General features: G+C 49.0%; 1 pseudogene. It reads right to left on the reverse strand.

Annotation, left to right across the window (positions count from 1 at the left end):
• Window positions 1-239, reverse strand: a pseudogene (locus FS736_RS25675) (arginine decarboxylase); the annotation flags it as partial.

The following is a 239-nucleotide window of genomic DNA, read 5'->3' on the forward strand; positions in this document are numbered from 1 at the left end:
TGGATGGATGAAAATTGGAATGGGAGGGGAAAAAAGGATGGGGGAGATGATTGATTTGTGGACGTTGGGGGGAAGGATGATTTTATGTGGAGGTGGGGATAGAGTGATGATGATGGTGATGATTGGGGCGGTTGTGGGGTGTAGTGAAAAGAAAGTATGGTGGGGGGGGAAAGGTTGAGGTGGGAGGTGCTGTGGTTGGTTGATGATGGGTTTTGGTGAATGAAGATGGTAAAGGGGGT

The sequence above is a fragment of the Cytobacillus oceanisediminis 2691 genome (assembly GCF_007678455.1).
In the GTDB taxonomy this organism is placed as follows: Bacteria; Bacillota; Bacilli; order Bacillales; family Cytobacillaceae; genus Mesobacillus; species Mesobacillus oceanisediminis_A.